The organism is Pyruvatibacter sp. (assembly GCF_040219635.1).
In the GTDB taxonomy this organism is placed as follows: Bacteria; Pseudomonadota; Alphaproteobacteria; order CGMCC-115125; family CGMCC-115125; genus Pyruvatibacter.
In genome coordinates, this window is the sequence record NZ_JAVJSC010000003.1 from 833,511 (window position 1) to 853,545 (window position 20,035).

General features: G+C 59.1%; 17 protein-coding genes and 1 other RNA gene. 9 read left to right on the forward strand and 9 right to left on the reverse strand.

Annotated features, from left to right (window positions below; genetic code table 11):
- Nucleotides 1-103: 103 nt before the first annotated feature.
- Nucleotides 104-201: signal recognition particle sRNA small type (gene ffs / locus RIB87_RS07420), an RNA gene on the reverse strand.
- Nucleotides 202-365: 164 nt separating this feature from the next.
- Here ffs and nudC point away from each other — a divergent pair.
- Nucleotides 366-1,307: an NAD(+) diphosphatase gene (gene nudC / locus RIB87_RS07425; protein ID WP_350145108.1), complete on the forward strand. Its 942-nt coding sequence runs from the start codon at nt 366-368 to the stop codon at nt 1,305-1,307.
- Here the strand turns inward: nudC and RIB87_RS07430 are convergent.
- Nucleotides 1,304-2,158, reverse strand: a complete 855-nt coding sequence (locus RIB87_RS07430) for a prephenate dehydratase (protein ID WP_350145110.1) — start codon at nt 2,156-2,158, stop codon at nt 1,304-1,306. The two genes, nudC and RIB87_RS07430, sit on opposite strands and share 4 nt — an antisense overlap.
- Complete coding sequence (locus RIB87_RS07435) at nt 2,155-2,958, reverse strand: 3-deoxy-manno-octulosonate cytidylyltransferase (RefSeq protein ID WP_350145112.1); 804 nt, start codon at nt 2,956-2,958, stop codon at nt 2,155-2,157. The genes RIB87_RS07430 and RIB87_RS07435 overlap by 4 nt, the downstream gene beginning before the upstream one ends.
- A gap of 364 nt (nt 2,959-3,322) precedes the next feature.
- On the opposite strand from RIB87_RS07435, the gene RIB87_RS07440 reads away from it, so the two are divergent.
- From RIB87_RS07440 to RIB87_RS07465, 6 genes are all read left to right on the forward strand, one after another.
- Nucleotides 3,323-3,997: a c-type cytochrome gene (locus RIB87_RS07440; RefSeq protein WP_350145114.1), complete on the forward strand. Its 675-nt coding sequence runs from the start codon at nt 3,323-3,325 to the stop codon at nt 3,995-3,997.
- A 142-nt stretch (nt 3,998-4,139) separates the two neighbouring features.
- Nucleotides 4,140-6,011 carry an extracellular solute-binding protein gene (locus tag RIB87_RS07445; protein ID WP_502943229.1) on the forward strand — a complete coding sequence of 624 codons (1,872 nt, stop codon included), beginning with the start codon at nt 4,140-4,142 and terminating at the stop codon, nt 6,009-6,011.
- Nucleotides 6,008-7,873: an extracellular solute-binding protein gene (locus tag RIB87_RS07450; RefSeq protein ID WP_350145118.1), complete on the forward strand. Its 1,866-nt coding sequence runs from the start codon at nt 6,008-6,010 to the stop codon at nt 7,871-7,873. The genes RIB87_RS07445 and RIB87_RS07450 overlap by 4 nt, the downstream gene beginning before the upstream one ends.
- Nucleotides 7,874-7,982: 109 nt before the next feature.
- A complete protein-coding gene (locus tag RIB87_RS07455) occupies nt 7,983-9,086 on the forward strand; it encodes a microcin C ABC transporter permease YejB (RefSeq protein WP_350145120.1) in 1,104 nt (367 codons plus the stop codon).
- Between the two features lie 2 nt (nt 9,087-9,088).
- Nucleotides 9,089-10,189, forward strand: coding sequence for an ABC transporter permease (locus RIB87_RS07460; RefSeq protein ID WP_350145122.1), 1,101 nt, complete (start codon nt 9,089-9,091; stop codon nt 10,187-10,189).
- On the forward strand, nt 10,189-11,826 hold the full coding sequence (locus RIB87_RS07465) for an ABC transporter ATP-binding protein (RefSeq protein WP_350145124.1): 1,638 nt from the start codon (nt 10,189-10,191) through the stop codon (nt 11,824-11,826). The genes RIB87_RS07460 and RIB87_RS07465 overlap by 1 nt, the downstream gene beginning before the upstream one ends.
- Here the strand turns inward: RIB87_RS07465 and RIB87_RS07470 are convergent.
- The 3 genes from RIB87_RS07470 to RIB87_RS07480 form a co-directional block, all read right to left on the reverse strand.
- Nucleotides 11,823-12,710: a C40 family peptidase gene (locus tag RIB87_RS07470; RefSeq protein WP_350145126.1), complete on the reverse strand. Its 888-nt coding sequence runs from the start codon at nt 12,708-12,710 to the stop codon at nt 11,823-11,825. The genes RIB87_RS07465 and RIB87_RS07470 overlap by 4 nt on opposite strands.
- Entirely contained in the window at nt 12,710-13,054 is a 345-nt protein-coding gene (locus tag RIB87_RS07475; RefSeq protein ID WP_350145606.1) for a MarR family transcriptional regulator, read from the reverse strand. The genes RIB87_RS07470 and RIB87_RS07475 overlap by 1 nt, the downstream gene beginning before the upstream one ends.
- Before the next feature lie 150 nt (nt 13,055-13,204).
- The gene (locus RIB87_RS07480) at nt 13,205-14,572 is read right to left on the reverse strand and encodes a leucyl aminopeptidase family protein (RefSeq protein ID WP_350145128.1); all 1,368 of its coding nucleotides are present in this window, start codon (nt 14,570-14,572) and stop codon (nt 13,205-13,207) included.
- A 114-nt stretch (nt 14,573-14,686) separates the two neighbouring features.
- Between RIB87_RS07480 and RIB87_RS07485 the strand changes: the two genes are divergently transcribed.
- Both RIB87_RS07485 and RIB87_RS07490 read left to right on the forward strand, forming a co-directional pair.
- Entirely contained in the window at nt 14,687-15,361 is a 675-nt protein-coding gene (locus tag RIB87_RS07485; protein WP_350145131.1) for a glutathione S-transferase family protein, read from the forward strand.
- A 208-nt stretch (nt 15,362-15,569) separates the two neighbouring features.
- Entirely contained in the window at nt 15,570-16,355 is a 786-nt protein-coding gene (locus RIB87_RS07490) for a tetratricopeptide repeat protein (RefSeq protein ID WP_350145133.1), read from the forward strand.
- 182 nt (nt 16,356-16,537) lie between these two features.
- Here RIB87_RS07490 and RIB87_RS07495 read toward each other — a convergent pair whose 3' ends face one another.
- The 3 genes from RIB87_RS07495 to RIB87_RS07505 are packed head-to-tail and all read right to left on the reverse strand — an operon-like array spanning nt 16,538 to nt 20,033.
- Nucleotides 16,538-17,515 (reverse strand): type II secretion system F family protein, encoded by a 978-nt coding sequence (locus RIB87_RS07495; protein ID WP_350145135.1) that lies wholly within the window; start codon nt 17,513-17,515, stop codon nt 16,538-16,540.
- A gap of 43 nt (nt 17,516-17,558) precedes the next feature.
- Nucleotides 17,559-18,560 carry a type II secretion system F family protein gene (locus RIB87_RS07500; protein ID WP_350145137.1) on the reverse strand — a complete coding sequence of 334 codons (1,002 nt, stop codon included), beginning with the start codon at nt 18,558-18,560 and terminating at the stop codon, nt 17,559-17,561.
- 12 nt (nt 18,561-18,572) lie between these two features.
- On the reverse strand, nt 18,573-20,033 hold the full coding sequence (locus RIB87_RS07505; RefSeq protein ID WP_502943218.1) for a TadA family conjugal transfer-associated ATPase: 1,461 nt from the start codon (nt 20,031-20,033) through the stop codon (nt 18,573-18,575).
- Nucleotides 20,034-20,035: the final 2 nt, after the last annotated feature.

Here is a 20,035-nt window from a genome sequence, read left to right on the forward strand (position 1 = left end):
CAGATTGGGCTCGCCCTCCTCAGGCCCTTTATCGTCAACGGATGTATCGGACGGGGGCGTCATGAGAAGGGGCGGCACTCCGGAGCAAACGGCGGTAAAAGAGGTGGGAGGCTGGACAAACGACCCAGGCCGAATTCGTTACGGCTGCTTCCTTCCGGATCTGACCGGGTTGGCGACTTGGCCTGTCCATCGCCAACCTCCCAACGGCACTATATCAGACGCGGGGGTGGCAAGTGCAACCCGCCAGCGGTCTAATTCGGCCCGGCTGGGGCGTTAAAGTGAGGCTGTTTGCGCCAATTCCCGGCGCGTGGCAGGTTTCGGCCCGAAACCAACACATTACATGACAAACAAGAGGCCGCACGCCCATGGCGCTGGAAGCAAACCCCAACATTTTCGCCAACAATCCGCTTGATCGCGTGAGCGACAAACGCACGGATGATGATTGGCTGGCTGAAAAAATGGCGGACCCCGAAAGCCGCTATGTGCCTTTTTACAAGCTGATGCCGTTTGTGTTGCCCGAAGCCGCCCCCAGCGAAGGCAAGGACATTGCGTGGATGCCACCAGACATGGTGAAGCCGCTGATGAACCCGGCGTCCGTCACCGTGCTGCTGGGCATCAACAAGCGCGGACGCGCGCTGTTTGCCACCGACGTCACCTTTGGTGAAAACCCGGAAAACGGTGCTCTCAAGGGCATGGGGGAGTTTGAAGACCTGCGCGGCCTTGCCATGAAAGGCGAGATTACCTCCGGTGAACTGGCCATCATGGCGCAGGGCAAGAGCATGATCGACTGGCACCTGCGCCACGGCTATTGCTCCGCCTGCGGGCATCCCAGTCGCCTGGCCGAAGCCGGGTACAAGCGCGTATGCCCGGAATGCAAAGCCGAGCATTTCCCGCGCACAGACCCGGTGGTCATCATGCTGGCCACACGTGGCGACAAGGCGTTGCTGGGGCGACAGCCGATGTTCCCGCGTGGCATGTTTTCCTCGCTCGCGGGCTTCATCGAGCCGGGCGAATCCATCGAAGAAGCCGTTGCCCGCGAAATGATGGAAGAGGCAGGCGTTGCGGTGCGCAATGTGCGCTACCACTCAACACAGCCCTGGCCCTACCCGTCGCAACTGATGATCGGCTGCCACGCCGAAGCTGAAACCGAGGAAATCACCGTGGACGGCGTCGAGATAGCAGAGGCCCGCTGGTTCTCCCGCGACGACCTGCGCGCTGTTTTGGCTGGTGAAGACAAAGGCTTCTGGGTGCCCCCTCCTTTCGCCATTGCCCATCAGCTCATTAAAAGTTGGGTGGAGGAAGGCTAGGGGCCTGCGATCTCCGCGCGATATTTGTTGGCGGGATAAATGCCGAGAATCTTCAGTTCGCTGCAAAAGAACTGCAGTTCCTCTAGCGCCAGCCGCACATTGCGCCGGTCCGGGTGGCCTTCGATGTCGGCATAAAACTGCGTCGCGTTGAACGAGCCTGACACCTGATAGCTTTCAAGCTTGGTCATGTTCACGCCATTGGTCGCAAACCCGCCCATGGCTTTGTAAAGTGCCGCAGGCACGTTCCGTACACGGAACACAAAACTGGTAATCACCGGCTCTTCTTCCGGCGTTGCGTCGTCTGGTTCAGCGGCCATGATGAGAAAGCGCGTTGTGTTGTGGTCCGCGTCTTCCATGTCGGTTCGCAGAATATCAAGGCCGTACATTTCGGCCGCCGCCGGCGCGGCCAGGGCTGCGTGCGTAATGTCGCCGCGCTCGGCTACCTGGCGTGCAGAGCCGGCCGTGTCCGCGGCCACTTCGGAAAACAAGCCCAGTGCCTGCAGCGTCTTGCGGCACTGCCCAAGCGCCATCACGTGGCTCTGCACGGATTTGACGGTCTCCAGCGTTGCGCCTTTGGGCGCCATCAACGCAAAACGGATACGCAAAAAATGTTCGCCGATAATGTAGAGGCCTGAATCCGGCAGCAGATGATGAATGTCCGCCACCCGCCCCGCCAGCGAGTTTTCAATCGGGATCATGCCAAGACGTGCGTCACCGTCGGCAATGGCGGCGAATGCTTCCTCGAAGGTGGCGCAGGCCCGCGCCTGCATGTCCGGATAGACCTCGCTGCAGGCAATCTGCGAATTGGCACCCGGTTCGCCCTGATAAACGATGGTGTTGTCTGCGCTCATGCGCCTGCTTCGCTCCCGGCTTTATCGTGGTCAAAATAGGCCCGTGCACGCGCCAGATCATCCGGTCCGTCCACACCAATGCGCGTACCGGTTGGAATGATCGCCGCATCTATACGCATATCATGTTCAAGAGCACGCAACTGCTCCAGCTTTTCGCGGATTTCCAGCGGTGACGGCGCAAGCCTGACAAATCGCTCAAGGGCTGCGCGCCTGAACGCATAGATGCCCACATGATGATAGAGCGGCCCGTCACCGGTGGGGGCAACAGCGCGGGTGAAGTAAAGCGCGCGTGCCAGCGGCACATCCGGGTTGGGAAAGCTGGGCACCAGTTTCACCACGTTGGGGTTGGTGCGTTCGTTGCTGTCGCGAATGACCGACGCCAGCGTCGCGATGTCAACCCGCGCATCTGTGAGGGGCGTCAAAACCGCGCTCAGACTGTCCGCGTCAAATACCGGCTGGTCGCCCTGAAGGTTCACTACCACGTCGAAGGCACCATCAGGGTCGAGTACTTGCGCCGCAGCGTAACATCTGTCCGTGCCTGAAGGCAGGTCAGGGTCGGTCAGCACGGCCTTGCCACCCGCATTTGTCACGACATCGACAATTTCCGGGTCACCAGCGGCTACCACAACCTCAGCGCCGGGCATTTTCTGCGCCCACGCAGCGGCAATTTCCCACACGCGCACAATCATCGGTTTGCCGGCGATATCCAGCAGCGGTTTCCCCGGCAGGCGCGTGGCGGCCATGCGCGCAGGAATGGCAACAAGGGGACGGATACCGGAAGGCGGGGAAGGAAGCGCCAAGACGTCAGGCTCCTGAAGACAAATGGGAGTCGGTAAAACCCGCATGGAGGGCGGGCCACACCCGTTGAAACGGCTGATGCGACGCTTCGCCGCGCCTGTCAGCTTGCTTCAGCCCCAAAAGATGAGCGAAAGGTGAGATGACCATATGATTGCAGGGCTTATACGGCTTGCCCGCCAAAACCGGAAGCGGGTAGTGTGCCACCGCTACTGCACAGCGCTGCTTTGCCCGGTTCGCCGGGCTGGGTGGTGCGGCAACCCGCCTCTTGGCGCGCCGGACAAAATGACCTTTGTTCTGGTGCGTTGCCTTAAATGACATCCACACCCTATTTGACACCTGCAAACGAAACACCGGACACCGAGCATTATGGACAGTTTTGAATTCAATAAAATTGCAGGCGCCGTTCTGGCGTCGCTTCTGGTGCTTCTGGGCGTCGGCATGTTCCTCGTACCGGCGCTCTATGATGCAGCCGAACCTGAACAGCAGGCCTATGTCGTGGAAGGTCTTGAGGAAGAAGGCGGCGAGGCTGCCGGTGGCGGCGAACCTGTTGCCGACGTACCCATTGAGGCGCTTATCGCCATGGCAACCGCTGACCGCGGCGAGCGTGTGGCTCGCAGATGTGTGGCCTGCCACTCTTTTGATGATGGCGGTGCCAACAAGATTGGTCCCAATCTGTGGAACATCATGGGCGGAAAGAAAGCCCATCTGGATAATTTCAATTATTCATCTGCCATGGCCACATTCCCCGGGGAGTGGAACTGGGAGACCATGAATGCGTTTCTGGAAAAGCCCAGCGAATATATTCCCGGCACCATCATGTCGTTTGCCGGCCTCAGCAAGCCTGAAGACCGTGCCGCTGTGATGGTTTATCTGGCGGCCCAGGCACCAACGCCATATGCCAAGCCCGCTGTGCCGGAAATGGAAGCGGCCCCGGAAGCGGAAGCGACACCCGAAGAAGCGGCTCCGGCGGCAGAAACAGCTGGTGGCGGTTCAGACAATGAGCGCGACGGCACACCAGGTACCGAAACAAACGCGCCGTAGCACCAACACACCCACAACACGGTTTTTTGAAGAGGCGGGCGCTCCAAAGGCGTCCGCCTCTCGCATATGCGGCGCACTTTCGTCACAATAGGCAAGTCATCTGGTTCACCCCGCAATGATTTGTCAGGCATCTTTCATGTTCATGTGGCCCCGCGCGGCAGTTTGTTTCACGCCCCTCATCCTGGTTGCGGCCACGCTTGGCCTTGCTTCCGCACCTGAACCTGTCAAAGCGCAAGAGGTATCCTCCCGGACCACCCACGCCCTGTCGCTCATCGGTGAGCCCAAATATCCGGCCGACTACGCCCATTTTGACTATGTGAACCCCGCCGCCCCCAAAGGCGGCCGCCTGCGTCAGGCGGTGCCCGGCTCGTTTGACAGCCTCAACCCCTTCGTCGTGAAGGGTGTGCCCGGTGCCATCACCCCGATCTACGAAACGCTGATGTCCAATTCCATGGACGAGCCGGGCGCTGAATACGGCCTGATCGCCAAAACCGTGACGTATCCGGAGGATTACAGTTGGGTTGAATTCGATCTGCACCCTCAGGCCCGCTGGCACGACGGTGAGCCGCTCACGGCGGCAGATGTTATTTTCAGCTTTGAAGCGCTGACCAAAAATCACCCGCATTTTGCAGGCTACTACGCCAACGTCACAAAAGCTGAGGCGCTGAATGACCACCGCGTGCGCTTCGAGTTTGATGAAACCGGCAATCGTGAACTGCCGCAGATCATGGGCCAGCTTTATGTGCTGCCCGAACACTATTGGGACGGGTCCGACGGTCGGGATATCGCGTCGTCAACGCTCGTGCCGCCGCTTGGCTCCGGCCCCTACCGGCTGGTGACGGTGGATGCAGGCCGCCGTCTGGTCTTTGAGCGTGTGGAGGACTATTGGGCCAGAGACCTGCCGGTGAATGTGGGCAAACACAATTTTGATCGGCTGATCTACGACTATTATCTTGAAGAAACAGCGATGGTCGAAGCCTTCAAAGGCGATAACTATGACTTCCGTATTGAAAACAGCGCCAAGCGCTGGGCCACAGAGTATGATTTTGATGCGGTGAAAGATGGCCGCGTGGTGTTGCAAACCTTCACCACGCAAAGTGCCGCCCCCATGCAGGCGTTCATCTTCAACCTGCGCCGCGACAAGTTTTCAGACCCCCGCGTGCGGCAGGCGTTCAACCTGGCGTTTGACTATGAGTGGATGAACAAGAACATCTTCTTCAGCCAATACGCCCGTACCGATTCATTCTTTGAAGGCTCCGAACTTGAAGCCACGGGCCTGCCCGGACCCATAGAACTGGAACTTCTGGAGCCATTGCGCGACCAGGTGCCGCCGGAGGTTTTTACCACCGACTACGAAAACCCCGTCAACGGCGATCCCGCTGCCGTGCGTGCAAATCTGCGAACGGCCACGGCCCTGCTTCAGGAAGCAGGTTGGGGCATTACAGATGGCAAACTCACGAAGAACGACACCGGCGAGAAGCTCACTGTCGAGTTCCTGCTGGTATCGCCTACCTTCGAGCGCGTCGTACTGCCCTACAAGCAAAGCCTTGAGCGGCTGGGAATCGATTCGACCATTCGCGTTGTGGACACGTCGCAATATCAGGCCCGCGTCGATACGTTTGATTACGACATCATTGTCAATTCGTTTGCCCAGTCCCTGTCACCCGGTAATGAGCAGCGCGATTTCTGGGGCTCTGCGTCTGCGGACCGTGAAGGCAGCCGCAACCGCATCGGCATCAAGAACCCGGCTGTGGATGCGCTGATCGAAAAAATCATTTTTGCTCCTGACCGCGAAACGCTTATAGCGGCATCGCGCGCGCTGGATCGTGTGCTGCTGTGGAACCATTATGTCGTGCCGCAATGGTGGAGCCCGCTGCGCACCGCGCGGTGGGACAGATTCGGTCTGCCTGAAACACTACCCGCTCATGCAGCCGCAGGCGGCTTTCCGGACATCTGGTGGTACGAAGAAGGCGCTGCGGCCACAGCCGCCGCCAACACGCAGGCAAGCGAATGAGGCCCGCACGCTGGGCGCTTGCCGCCAGCCTCTTCGTGTCGCTCGCTATTCCTGCCGCTGCACAGGACTGGATGTCTGACCCCGCGCCCAACGGCGGCGACTGGCGCCACGGCATATCGATTTTCGGCGACCTCAAATATCCCGCCGACTTCACGCATTTTGACTACGCCAACCCGGATGCACCAAAGGGCGGCACGCTGCGCCTCACGCCCTCAGAAGCCTATCTCAATCAGGGTTTTACCACGTTCGATACGCTCAACGTGTTTGTTCTCAAGGGCACCGGCGGGCACGGCATTCGCCTCAACTTTGATACGTTGATGACCCGCGCCCATGATGAACCAGACGCGATGTATGGTCTTGCCGCTGAAGCCGCCGCCATTGCGCCCGACGGCATGTCAGTGGCCTTTCGGCTGCGCGACACCATCACCTTTCACGACGGCACCAGGGCAACGGCAGACGATGTGGTGTTCACATTTGATCTGCTGAAAGAGCATGGACACCCCCACATCACCACCGCTATTCGCGATGTGATATCAGCCAAGGCGCTGGACGAACTGACAGTACTTTATACGTTTGAGGGTGATTTCGTACGCGACCTGCCTTTTACCGTGGCGGACCTGCCTGTTCTCTCAAAGGCTTACTACACTGCCAATGACTTTAAAGCCTCCACACTTGAGCCGCCATTGATGTCCGGACCCTATCAGGTGAGCGATGTGCAGCAGGGCCGCAGCATCACTCATCGTCTGGACCCGGACTATTGGGGCCGCGATCTGCCGGTCAACGCAGGGCGCTTCAACTTTGGCGAAATCCGCTACGAATATTTCCGTGAGCGTACTGCGGGCTTTGAGGCGTTCAAGTCTGGCGAATATGATTTCCACGAAGAGTTTACATCCCGCTTCTGGGCCACAAAATATGATTTTCCCGCGGTGCTGGATGGGCGTGTCCTCAAGCTGACCATGCCCGATAACCGCCCGTCGGGCACGCAAGGCTGGTTCATCAACACCCGCCGCGCCCATCTGTCAGACCCCAAAGTGCGCGAGGCCCTGAACCACGCCTTTGATTTTGAGTGGACCAACCGGTTTCATTTCCACGACCTCTACAAACGCACCCACAGCTACTTTGAAAACTCCGACATGAAGGCAATGGGGGTGCCAGATGGCGCGGAACTGGCGCTGCTTGAACCGTTCCGCGATCAACTGCCTGAAAGCGTTTTTGGCGAAGCTTACGTACCGCCGGTGTCTGATGGTTCCGGTCAGGACCGCCGGCAACTCAAGATCGCCCGCGACATGCTGGCTGACGCAGGATGGGAAGTGCGCGATGGCGTGCTGAAGAACGCCGCCGACGAGGTGCTTGAGATCGAGTTCTTGACCGACGCGCCTACGTTTGAGCGGGTTATCCAGCCCGTCGTCAAGAACCTCGCGCTGCTGGGGATAGATGCCAAAATGCGGCTGGTGGACCCCGCACAATATGAGGAGCGCCTCAAGGATTTTGATTTTGACATTACCACCCGCCGCTTCTCCATGCAGGAAACGCCGGGCGTCGAGCTTCGGGCCTTTATGGGGTCGCGAGCGGCCGCGGAACCTGGCAGCCGCAACCTTGCGGGCATTTCAAGTCCGGTGGTGGATGCCCTCATTGACCGCGCCATCAGCGCCACATCGCGCGAGGAACTGACAACTGCCGCCCGCGCGCTGGACCGTGTGCTGCGGGCCGGGCACTACTGGATACCCCAATGGTACAAGGCCGAGCACAATCTGGCGGTCTGGAACAAGTTCGGCTGGCCTGACACCAAACCGAAATACCATCGCGGCGTTGTTCACCTGTGGTGGATAGACCCGGAAAAAGAAGCCGCCCTTAACCGGTAGGCTGTATGTTGCGCTTACTGTTTGAGACATCTGCCGATTAGGGCACACTGCGATTCGGCGTCTTCGTGCCGCCCCTCATCTTCTGACGACGGATACAGTTTCCCGCCCGATGGCTGCTTACATCATCAGACGCCTGCTGCTCATGATACCGACTATTCTCGGTATTCTTCTGGTTGCGTTCGCCATTGTGCAGTTTGCGCCCGGCGGCCCGATTGAGCGTATCATCGCGCAGCTTTCAGGAAATGACGTGTCGGCCACCGCCCGCATCGGTGGCTCTCCCGGTGGCGACATGGGTGCCGGCAACCAGGCGGCAGCCGGGGACGCAGGCGCAACCGCCAAATATCGCGGTGCCCAGGGTCTGGACCCAGAGTTCATCGCCGACCTTGAGCGCCAGTTCGGGTTCGACAAACCAGTGTATGAGCGTTTCGCCGACATGGTGTGGAATTATGTGCGCTTCGATTTTGGTGAAAGCTACTTCCGCGACGTGAAAGTGATTGACCTGATTGCGGAAAAACTCCCGGTCTCCATTTCACTTGGCCTGTGGACCATGCTGATTGCCTATGGCGTGTCCATCCCGCTGGGCGTCATGAAGGCCGTGCGTGACGGTGCGCCCTTTGACGTGTGGACCTCCGCTGTCATCGTTGTCGGATACGCTATCCCTGGCTTCCTGTTTGCCGTCCTGCTCATCGTGTTGTTTGCCGGCGGCAGTTACTGGGATTTGTTCCCGTTACGCGGGCTTACCTCCGACAACTTCGACGAATTGTCCGTATTCGGAAAAATACTCGATTATCTCTGGCACATCGTTTTGCCGGTGGCCTCACTGGTCATCTCAGCCTTTGCCACAACAACCCTGCTGACAAAAAACTCGTTCCTCGACGAAATAAAAAAGCACTACGTGGTCACAGCCCGCGCCAAGGGTTTGAGCGAGCAGCAGGTTCTGTACGGCCACGTGTTCCGCAACGCGATGCTGATTGTGATTGCCGGTTTCCCCGGTGCTTTTGTCGGCGCGTTCTTCACCGGCTCGCTACTGATCGAAACCGTTTTCTCGCTGGACGGGCTGGGGTTGCTTGGCTTTGAATCCATCGTCAACCGCGACTACGCGGTGGTTTTCGCCACGCTGTACATCTTCGGACTGATCGGCCTCATCGTCACTCTCATCTCGGACCTGACCTACACGCTGGTCGATCCGCGCATCGATTTTGAGGCGCGCTGACCATGGCGCTGCTTGCAAAAACACCCCTCGCGCGCGTCAACTGGGAAGCGACCTGGTTTGGTCGGGTCAACAAGGCCCGCACGTCGCCCATCAATCAACGGCGCTGGCGCAACTTCAAGGCCAACAAACGCGGCTACTGGGCCATGTGGCTGTTCGGCACGCTGTTTGTGGTGAGCCTGTTTGCGGAGTTCATTGCCAATGACAAACCGCTGCTCATCACGTTCGACGGCGCCATCTACGCGCCGGTGTTTTTCGCCTATGCGGAAACAGAGTTTGGCGGTGACTTCGCAACCGAGGCTGACTATCGCGACCCGTTTGTTCAGGAACTCATAGAGGACAAGGGCGGCAGCATCATCTGGCCGTTGATCCCCTACAGCTACGACACCATCAACCTCGACCTGCCGGTGCCCGCCCCTGCACCGCCAAGCACTGAAAACTGGCTGGGCACCGACGATCAGGGTCGCGACGTGCTCGCGCGCGTCATCTATGGCTTTCGCATTTCCGTTCTGTTCGGCCTGATCCTGACACTGTTTTCCTCCATCGTCGGCGTTGCGGCCGGGGCTGTGCAGGGGTTCTTTGGCGGCTGGACGGACCTGATTTTCCAGCGCTTCATAGAAATATGGACATCCATACCCGCGCTCTATCTCATCATCATTATTGCGGCCGTCATCGAACCCACCTTCTGGATATTGCTCGGCACGCTTTTGCTGTTCTCATGGGTGGCGCTGGTGGGCGTTGTGCGTGCCGAGTTCCTGCGCGGCCGCAATCTTGAATATGTGGCTGCTGCGCGTGCGCTTGGGCTGCGCAACCTCACCATCATGTTCAAGCACGTGTTGCCCAACGCCATGGTAGCAACACTCACCTTCCTGCCGTTCATTCTCAACGCCTCCATCACCACCCTCACAGCGCTGGATTTTTTGGGCTTTGGCCTGCCGCCCGGCTCCCCGTCACTGGGCGAATTGTTGGCGCAGGGCAAAAACAATCTCCAGGCGCCGTGGCTCGGCTTCACCGGCTTTTTTGTGATCGCCATCATGCTTAGCCTGCTGGTGTTTGTCGGCGAAGCCGTGCGGGATGCATTTGACCCCAGAAAGACGCTGCAGTAATGGCGTATACGGATCAAAAGCTCGTTGAGGTCAAAGATCTGTCCGTTGCGTTTACGCAGGACGGCGAACAAACCCTTGCTGTCAACAAAGTGTCTTTCGACATGGCGGAAGGCGAAACGCTGGCATTGGTAGGCGAAAGTGGTTCCGGTAAGTCTGTGACGGCATTGTCGTTGATGCAGCTTCTGCCCTATCCAGCGGCGTCCCATCCGTCAGGCACCATCCACTATCGCGGGCAATCCGTGGTGGGTGCCAGCGAACGCACACTGATGGGCATTCGCGGCAACGAGATTTCGATGATCTTTCAGGAGCCGATGACATCCCTCAACCCGCTGCATACCATTGAGCGGCAGGTGGGGGAGGTGCTGGAAGTGCATCGGGGTATGAGGCCCGAAGCCGCGCGTGTGCGCGTGCTCGAATTGCTCAACAAGGTGGGCCTGCAAAATCCTGAAAAACGCTTGGGCGCCTATCCTCATGAACTGTCCGGTGGACAGCGCCAGCGCGTAATGATTGCCATGGCACTGGCCAACGAGCCGCGCCTGTTGATCGCCGACGAGCCGACCACCGCGCTTGATGTCACCGTACAGGCGCAAATCCTCAAGCTGTTGAAGCAACTGAGCAGCGACATGGGCATGGGGATGCTGCTCATCACCCACGACCTGGGCATCGTGCGCAAGATGGCAGATCGGGTCTGCGTCATGAAGCAAGGCCAGATCGTGGAGAGTGGTGAAACGAAGAGCCTGTTCGCCAATCCGCAGCACGAATATACGCAGCACCTGCTTAGCAGCGAGCCAAAGGGCAAACCGCTGACCGCGCGCGCAGATGCGCCGGAAATCATGTCCACCGAAAACCTCAAGGTCTGGTTCCCGATCAAGAAGGGCGTGCTGAAGCGCACTGTCGATCACGTCAAAGCGGTTGACGGCATTTCACTCACCGTGCGGCGTGGTCATACGGTGGGCGTGGTCGGTGAAAGCGGCTCCGGCAAAACCACGCTGGGTCTTGGTCTCCTGCGACTGATAGATAGTGAAGGCCCGATCGTCTTCATGGGTCAGAACATCGAAGCTGATAGCTGGTCAGACCTCCGGGCACGCCGCGCAGACATGCAGATTGTTTTTCAGGACCCATTTGGTTCATTGAGCCCGCGGCTGTCAGTGGCGCAGATCGTGGAAGAGGGCTTGCTGGTTCATGGCACGGACCTCAACTATGAAGGCCGCCGCCAGCGCGTCGCCGAGGCCCTGACGGAAGTGGGCCTTGATCCGGCGACAATGGATCGCTATCCGCACGAATTTTCAGGCGGCCAGCGCCAGCGCATCGCAATCGCCCGCGCCATGGCGCTGAAACCTGACTTTGTTGTGTTGGATGAACCCACCAGCGCGCTTGATATGTCGGTGCAGGCACAGATTGTTGACCTCCTGCGCGACCTGCAACAGCGCCACGACCTGGCTTATCTGTTTATCAGCCATGATTTGAAGGTAGTCCGTGCACTTGCCGACGAAGTGATTGTCATGCGCAACGGCAAGGTGGTGGAGCAAGGGGCATCAGACCAGATTTTTGACGCTCCGCAGACGGACTATACCAAGGCGCTGATGGCCGCGGCCTTCGACCTTGAAGCAGCTCCCGAGGGCGTGGTGGCGTCTTAGCGCTTGCCAGTGGATGGCAAACGCCGGACCGACGTGACCGGCCCGTCTGTTTCAGCAATACGCCTGATGGCCAGCTCCACAGGTTCCAGAACAGTTTTCATATGGGTGGCGTTGGCATGAAGCAGGGTTCTTGCATCCCGCATGATGCCTACATGCCCTTTCCAGAAAACAAGGTCACCGCGCTGCATTGGTTCTGTCTCAGCCAAGGCAATCCCAACAGCCGACTCCTGCATATCCGTGTCCCTCGGGCATTCGATGCCTGCCGCTTCAAGGGCGCATTGCACCAGTGCTGAGCAATCAAGCCCCAGGCTTGACCGGCCCCCCCACAGATACGGCGTTTCAAGAAACCCCTCAGCCACCCCCACGAAATCTGGCGCGGTCTCGTTCGTGGCGTGCAGATGGTCCGTGAACACGCAACCTCCGCCTGAAAGCAGGCTGAAACGGTCCTGCTGGGAAATAACCTGAACCGGTGAGTTCAGTGACATCCACCCAAGCACCGGCGATTTCAGGTTAGCAGCCGCATAGATGAAGGTGCGCAGTGCCGCAACACGATGCGTGGGTGTCTGTTCATGACGGGCCAGCGTATCACCTGCTACATACCCCACATAGCGATCGCGATCTGCCTGCACCCATGCCCACCCCTGTGCCTCATCAAGGACGACCACGCTTTCACCAAACAAAAGCTCTGTGTCCCGCGGTCCATCTGGCGCAGGCGTGCGGCGCAGGGCGGTCACTGGTACGGTTACGCAGGCGGGCGTTCCCGTAACAAAGCGCGGCGCCGCCACTCTGCCTTCCAGCGTCGCCCGTGCAAGGTCAGGTCTGAATGCATTGACGCGCGGATCCAACGTCTCCTGCATCGTCTGGGGTGGGTCGGGTTGAGGCATTACAGTTCTTTGGCGCGCCTTGAGATCAGGTCTGCGAAGTCTGAAAGATAGACCGAGCCCTTTACCGTTCGCTGAACAAGCACGTTGCGGCGATCTGTTTCATCACGTTTGCGTTTCAACAGTTCAAGGCGGCCAAGCGCGTCCAGCGCGCGCGTAATGGCGGGTTTGGAAATGTTCAGACCCTCCGCCAGACCCCGCACCGTATGGGGTGGGGGCGACAGATAGATCGTGAGCAAAATAGCCATCTGCCGCGACGACAAATCGGGCCCGTCATCACGCACGGTCGTAGCAACAACATCATGCCACAGCTTCAAAGCCTCAACCGGCTTCAGCTCCATTTCGATGTGCCCCCAAGCCCCGACTATCCCATGCCGTTTTGCACGGTTGCCGACCTTCCCCCCAAGGTAAGGTCCGGCGCGTCCTGTTTATGGTTAATGGTAGCGGTCACCGGTAACGAAGTGCAACCGCCTGCGAAATGAAAGTGCGCGGCCGATTCAGCCGTAGCGCGTGCACAAAAGGTGATAGATCGCGCGCACGGCCTGCAATTCACCGCCTACGGGTCGTCCTGGTCGCGGTTTCGCATTCCACCCGTAAATATCAAAATGAGCGTATGAGCGTGTTTGTGTAACAAAACGGTTGAGAAACAGCGCGGCCGTTATGGAGCCCGCAAATGGTCCGTCGGAAATGTGGTTCAGGTCGGCAATTTTGCTGTCGAGCCATGCGTCATAGGGCTCCCAAAGCGGTAGCCGCCACATCGGGTCGGCGGCATGGTCACCGGCCTGCGAAAGCTCGGCTGCCAGTGCGTCGTCCTTTGTGTAAAAGGGCGGCAGTTCCGGTCCAAGCGCCACGCGGGCAGCCCCTGTGAGGGTGGCAAAATCAAGCAGCAGGTCAGGTGCTTGCGTGTCAGCTTCTGCCAGCGCGTCCGCCAGTATCAACCGGCCTTCAGCATCTGTATTCCCAATTTCGACGCTCAGGCCCTTACGACTTGCCAGAACATCGCTGGGACGAAAGGCGTTGCCGGAAACCGAGTTCTCAACAGCGGCCACGAGCAGCCGCAGCCGCACATCCAGCCCGCGCTCCATAATCATCTGCGCCAGCGCCATGGCGGCAGCAGCACCCCCCATATCCTTTTTCATCAGCGCCATGGAATTGCCGGGCTTGAGATTGAGCCCGCCGGTATCAAAGCAAACGCCCTTGCCCACCAGCGTAATGGCAGGCGCATCAGCACGCCCCCATGTGAGATCAATCAGCCGTGGAGCCCGGTCACTCGCGCGACCCACGGCATGGATCATCGGGTAATTGTCACGCAGAAGCTCATCGCCGGTGGTGACCGTAAGGTGCGTGTCAAAGCGCCGCCGAAGCGTGTCGGCGGCGGCCTCAAGCTCCGCCGGTCCCATGTCGCTGGCGGGTGTATTGATGAGGTCTCGCGCCAGAAATACGCCGCGCGCAATGAGTGATGCCTCGTCGCATCCTGAACCATCCGGCACGACCAGGCGCACATTTGCCTGTGTGGTTCTGGACTTGTAGCGATCAAAACCATAGGTGCCCAAGGCAAAGCCCAGCAGCGCGCGGGGCATGTCTGCCGGGGCCGGGTCAAACCTATAGTCGCCGGGCTGAAGCTGTGCAGCCAGCGCGCCATACACAAACGGGTCAGTTTCGTTTCCCAGGCCGAACAATACGCGGGCGAACCCGCCAGCGCTGTCGGGCAGCATCAGCGTTTCGCCAGCCTGCGCCTTGAACCCATGCGCCCGTACCCATGCGGCATGGTGCGGCTCGGCAGCATCCAGCCATGCATCCACGGCCTCGCTTGCCAATGGTGTAACGGGGATGGCGGGGCCGTTGTCGAGAAACACATCAAGCATCAAAATACACTTATCCGGGGTGTCGGGCGCAGGTGCCGGTGGCGGGGTTCAAATCTATATGGCACGGTCTTGCAGCGTTTTGGAATACGCAACGGCCTGAGGCAGGAGAACCCCATGAAAATGCCGCCGCTCACTTTGGTCATCGGAGATAAAAACTGGTCGTCGTGGAGCCTGCGGCCCTGGCTCGCCATGAAGCGCGCGGGTCTTGCCTTTGAAGAGGCGCACGTAACCTTGCGCCAGGGGGACGACACAAAGGCGCAATGTCTGGCTTATTCCCCTGCGGGCAAGGTGCCGGTGCTCAAATGGGGTGACGAAACCATCTGGGATTCGCTGGCCATTCTCGAAACGCTGAACGAGCGTGTGCCGGGGGCGCATCTTTGGCCTGCCGACGGTGTCGCCCGCGCCCATGGCCGCGCCATCAGCGCTGAAATGCATTCGGGCTTCACAGCCCTGCGCCGCGACATGCCCATGGACTGCACCCATCACCGTCCCGGCGAAGGCATGAATGATGCTGTTGCCCACAACATCAGCCGCATCATTGCCATCTGGACGGAAGCGCGCGGACGTTTTGGCGTCACGGGCGGCGGCCCCTATTTGCTGGGTCCATTTTCCATTGCCGACGCGATGTATGCTCCTGTGGTCTCGCGGTTTGATACCTATGCGCCGGATCTTGTGGCTCTGGGCGACCGCGACAGCGTGGCCCGCGCCTATATGGAGACGATTAACGCCATGCCTGAAATGCGTGAGTGGGTAATGGACGCACGGGCGCAGATGATGGCTGCGTCCTGAAGGTGGCCCGCTGCCGCACAACACGCTTAAACGCCTGCCGACAATCCGGCTTTCATGTTTAACAGTTTCTTGACCGCTGCCTGCCACCATAGCGCCATATGATTTTGGCCCACCCTGTCTTTGGGCAGCAACTGGTGGAACACGCCCGGTGAAAACACGGTCACATTCTGTTTCGAGTACTCCTCCGAATGCGCGCACCGTCCGCCGCATGGCGGTCGCCTGTGCGCTTGCAGCGCTGCTGGCCGGGTGCCAGACGGTAGGCGCGGGATCGCCATCAGGCCCTGACCTTGATACACGCCTTCACGATGCAGACGTGATGTCCGAGGTGAACGGAAATGTTGTGGCCAAGGCTGCCTATTGGGGCGGTCTTTATGAACAAGACCCCCGAGATGCAGAAGCGGCTGCGGAATATGCATCAGCCCTGCGGGCTGTAGGTTCAACCGCCGCGGCAATTGACGTGCTGCGCCGGGCAGAAAGCCTCAACCCGGATGACCCGCGGATTCTGGCTGAATATGGCAAGACACTGACATCATCCGGTCGTGCAGCAGAGGCCCTGCCCGTATTCGACAAAGCCTTGGCGGTTGATCCGGATAACTGGCGCACGTTGAGTGCGCAGGGTGTGGCGCTGGATCAGGTTGGCCAGCACGACGCGGCTCGCGCTGTTTATCGCGCTGCTATTGCAGCGGCACCTGGCGAACCCACGCCGTGGAATAATCTGGGCATGTCGTATGCCCTTACAAACGATCTCAAAGACGCTGAACTGGCTATGCGAAAAGCCGTATCTACGCCCAGGGCGACGGGAAAAATGCGCCAGAACCTTGCTTTGGTGCTGGGCCTGCGTGGCGATTACACCGACGCTGAACGCCTTGCCAGTGCCCCGACTGCACCTGCGGCAATCAGCGGTGACGCTGAAAAACTCCGCGCCATTGTCACCCAGCCCGCGTTGTGGGCTCGCGAGGCAAACGCCGACAACAACCCCGTCATCATCGAGTAGCTCACCAACGCTCTCACTTTTCCATGCGTCGTCCCGGACTTGATCCGGGATCGGGCTAGTGACGTGTGTGGCGTACCGCGCGCGATCCGAGGTCAAGTCCGGGATGACAGACTATCTTTGACGAGCGGAAGTCTTGCGCCTGCATGGTGGCGCGGGCCTGCGGCTGATAGACCACCCCAAACCTAGTTCATGGTAAAGCGGATAACTGCTGGACCAAGAATGACGACGAACAGCACCGGCAGAAAGAACGCAATCATCGGTACCGTCAGTTTCGGCGGCAGGCCTGCTGCTTTTTTCTCGGCGGCCGCCATGCGTATGTCACGGTTTTCCTGCGCCATGACCCGTAGGGCAGAACCAAGCGGCGTGCCATAGCGCTCTGCCTGAATGAGCGATGTGGTGACGGCCTTCACGCCTGGTAAGCCCGTGCGTTTGCCAAGGTTCTCATAGGCCACGCGCCGGTCCTGCAGGTAGGAAAGCTCAGCCGTCGTCAGTCCCAGTTCCTCGGCCAGTTCAACAGACTGGACGCCAATCTCTGCGGCTACCTTGTTGAAGGCAGCCTCCACCGACATGCCAGCCTCAACACAGATCAACAGCAGGTCCAGTGCATCGGGAAAAGCCTGCTGAATCGCCTGCTGGCGGCGCGTGATGATGTTCTGCAGAAACACATTTGGCAGATAGAACCCGGCCAGTCCTGCCAGCCCCGCCATGCCCAGCTTCGCCATTGGCGGCTGGCTCAAATCAAGCACAAAAAAGACGTAGAACGCAGCTATCGCAAACACGATGGGGGGCATGGCGATGCGGAAAAACAAGAACGTGTAGATCGGCCCCTGACCCCGAAATCCGGCCATCTTCATTTTAAGTTGCGTGTCTTCGCTCTCCAGCATGGTGCGCAGGTTGAGACTATCCACCAGCTTCTTGGCAAAGCCCTTGGGTGTGGACCGCAGCGTGCCGCGTTTGCTGCCTGCGCGGTCTTCCATCTCGGCGCGCAGCTTGGCCCGCAAGGCCTCGCGTTCGCTCGCCACATATTTCATCCGCGTGGCAAGCGTGTCTTGGCTGAGATAGGGCATACCGAGCGTTATGATTGTGGCAAACGCAGCGCCGCCTGCAAGCAGCATCACCATGAGCTGCGGGTTGGTCACAAAATCTACGAATGCCATCATCGAAAACCAATGCCCCCCGGGAGCTGTCATTAGCCAGACCAGTCTAGTAGTCGAAGCTGATCATCTTCTTCATAACCAGCACGCCGAGCAGCATCCAGAATGCGCCACCAATCAGCATTGCGTTGCCCATCCGCTCTTCAAACAGCAGGTTTATGTAGTCGGGCGTAGTGATGTAAACCAGCACCATCACGCCAGGTGGCAGCGCGCCAATTATGGCGGCAGACGACTTGGCCTCCTGGCTCATTGCCTGGATCTTGCCCTGCAACACCTTGCGCTCACGCAACACCTTCGACAGGTTGCCAAGCGCTTCCGACAGGTTGCCGCCTGTCTTTTGCTGGATTGAAATAACAATCTGGAAAAACCTGAGTTCTGCCGTTGGCACGCGGTGGGTCATCTTCTCAAGACCCTGCTCAAGCGTGATGCCAACCCGCTGACCTTCAACCAGTTCCCTGAATTCTTCGCGAACAGGCCCCTGGGCTTCTGATGCAATAATCATGATGCAGTCATGCAGTGGCAGCCCGGCTTTGAGCCCGCGGACAATCACATCCACAGCGTTTGCAAACTCCTCGGTAAACTGCTTGAGGCGTCGTTTGGTCAAAAAAGACAGCGTCCAGCGCGGCAGGCCAAAGCCCGCTGCAAAGCCCGTTAGAAAACCAACAAATGGTGTCTGACCAGCCAGCATCACACACCCCGCCGTCACAAGACCCACTATGGCGCTGATGATGGTGAAGGTTCGCACAGGCATTTCAAGGCCGGCCTGCTCGATACGTTCGCGCATTGACACCTTCTTCTTGCGCGCGGCCTGAGCCTCGTCCAACTCCTTCAGGGTTTCCTGAACCTGTTTGCGCCGTTGCGCGTTCTGGTCCACTTCCGCGCCGCCGCGCCGCGCGCTGCGTGCGCGCTTGCCACCGGTAGCCACATTCATGCGTTTGTTGTTCTGCTGGCGCTTTTGAAGCGCCGGCGCAATGGCTGCATAGGCCAAACCGCCGACACCAAGTACGCCCATAAAAACTGTGGCAATAAAGACAAGTTGCGCATCAAGCATAGCTTTGCACCCCTAAATCTCAGCGGCTTCAAGCGCTGCAACCAGCTCACGTTCCAGGCCATAGTAGCGTGCGCGATCCCAGAAAGCCGGGCGGGCGATGCCGGTCGATTTGTGGCGCCCTGTGATCTTGCCCTGGGCGTCTTCGCCGTCCATGTCATAGACGAAAAGATCCTGCGTAATAATCACGTCGCCTTCCATGCCCGTCACTTCAGTGATGTGGGTGATGCGGCGCGAACCGTCGCGCAGGCGTGCCGCCTGAATGATGACATCAATCGATCCCGAAATCATTTCGCGGATCGTTTTGGACGGCAGCGAGAAACCGCCCATGGTAATCATGCTTTCAAGACGTGACATGGCTTCGCGCGGGGTGTTGGCGTGCAGCGTGCCCATTGAGCCGTCATGGCCGGTGTTCATGGCCTGCAGCAAGTCAAACGCTTCTGGTCCACGCACCTCGCCCACAATAATGCGTTCAGGACGCATACGCAGACAGTTGCGCACAAGCTCGCGCATGGTGATCTCGCCTGACCCTTCAAGGTTCGGCGGGCGCGTTTCAAGACGCACCACGTGGGGCTGTTGCAACTGAAGCTCAGCGGCGTCCTCACACGTGATCACGCGCTCATCCTCTTCGATGAACGCCGTCATGGTGTTGAGCAAAGTGGTTTTCCCGGAGCCCGTGCCCCCGGAAATCAAAACATTGCAGCGGCACTTTCCGATGATGCTGAGAACCTTTGCGCCTTCTGGCGAGATAGACCCGAACTTCACGAGGTCATCCATCCGCAGTTTGTCTTTTTTGAACTTGCGAATAGTCAGTGTGGGGCCATCAATCGCCAGCGGCGGCGCAATGACGTTGACGCGGCTGCCGTCAGGCAGGCGGGCATCACATATGGGGCTTGATTCATCAACGCGGCGGCCAACCTGGCTTACAATGCGCTGGCAGATATTCATCAGCTGCGAGTTGTCGCGGAACTTGATGCCGGTTGCCTGCGTCTTGCCAGACACTTCAATGAACACGTGTGCCGCCCCATTGACCATGATGTCGGCAATGTCATCACGCGCCAGCAGGGGTTCAAGCGGACCATAGCCCAGCACGTCGTTGCAGATATCCTGCAGCAGCTCTTCCTGCTCGGAAATCGACATGACAACGTTTTTGATCGAGATGATCTCGTTGACGATATCGCGAATCTCTTCGCGTGCGCTCACGGCATCAAGCTGGGCAAGCTGTGTGAGGTCAATCGTATCGATCAACGCATTAAAGATCGTGGTCTTGATGCGGTAATAGTCTGATGAGCGTTCGGGCGCGCGCGCCGGTGCAGCCGCGACAGGCGCTGGCGCTGAAACCTTTACGGTCGCGGACGCCGACGGCATTGCACTGGTCTTGGGAGCAGCCTGCCTGGGCGCTGAGGTCTTTTGGGCTGCGGGGCGTGGGGCGGCAGGCGGTGCAGCCGGTCCCTCCGTATCGCGACGACCAAACATGT

What these genes read in the sequence shown, in the direction of transcription:
- RIB87_RS07440 (WP_350145114.1), top strand. Translation starts at nt 3,323, where the DNA reads ATGGACAGTTTTGAATTCAATAAAATTGCAGGCGCCGTTCTGGCGTCG.
- RIB87_RS07450 (WP_350145118.1), top strand. Translation starts at nt 6,008, where the DNA reads ATGAGGCCCGCACGCTGGGCGCTTGCCGCCAGCCTCTTCGTGTCGCTC.
- nudC (WP_350145108.1), top strand. Translation starts at nt 366, where the DNA reads ATGGCGCTGGAAGCAAACCCCAACATTTTCGCCAACAATCCGCTTGAT.
- RIB87_RS07470 (WP_350145126.1), bottom strand. Translation starts at nt 12,710, where the DNA reads ATGCCTCAACCCGACCCACCCCAGACGATGCAGGAGACGTTGGATCCG.
- RIB87_RS07485 (WP_350145131.1), top strand. Translation starts at nt 14,687, where the DNA reads ATGAAAATGCCGCCGCTCACTTTGGTCATCGGAGATAAAAACTGGTCG.
- RIB87_RS07455 (WP_350145120.1), top strand. Translation starts at nt 7,983, where the DNA reads ATGGCTGCTTACATCATCAGACGCCTGCTGCTCATGATACCGACTATT.
- RIB87_RS07480 (WP_350145128.1), bottom strand. Translation starts at nt 14,572, where the DNA reads ATGCTTGATGTGTTTCTCGACAACGGCCCCGCCATCCCCGTTACACCA.
- RIB87_RS07500 (WP_350145137.1), bottom strand. Translation starts at nt 18,560, where the DNA reads ATGCTTGATGCGCAACTTGTCTTTATTGCCACAGTTTTTATGGGCGTA.
- RIB87_RS07505 (WP_502943218.1), bottom strand. Translation starts at nt 20,033, where the DNA reads ATGTTTGGTCGTCGCGATACGGAGGGACCGGCTGCACCGCCTGCCGCC.
- RIB87_RS07490 (WP_350145133.1), top strand. Translation starts at nt 15,570, where the DNA reads ATGGCGGTCGCCTGTGCGCTTGCAGCGCTGCTGGCCGGGTGCCAGACG.
- RIB87_RS07460 (WP_350145122.1), top strand. Translation starts at nt 9,089, where the DNA reads ATGGCGCTGCTTGCAAAAACACCCCTCGCGCGCGTCAACTGGGAAGCG.
- RIB87_RS07495 (WP_350145135.1), bottom strand. Translation starts at nt 17,515, where the DNA reads ATGATGGCATTCGTAGATTTTGTGACCAACCCGCAGCTCATGGTGATG.
- RIB87_RS07445 (WP_502943229.1), top strand. Translation starts at nt 4,140, where the DNA reads ATGTGGCCCCGCGCGGCAGTTTGTTTCACGCCCCTCATCCTGGTTGCG.
- RIB87_RS07430 (WP_350145110.1), bottom strand. Translation starts at nt 2,158, where the DNA reads ATGAGCGCAGACAACACCATCGTTTATCAGGGCGAACCGGGTGCCAAT.
- RIB87_RS07465 (WP_350145124.1), top strand. Translation starts at nt 10,189, where the DNA reads ATGGCGTATACGGATCAAAAGCTCGTTGAGGTCAAAGATCTGTCCGTT.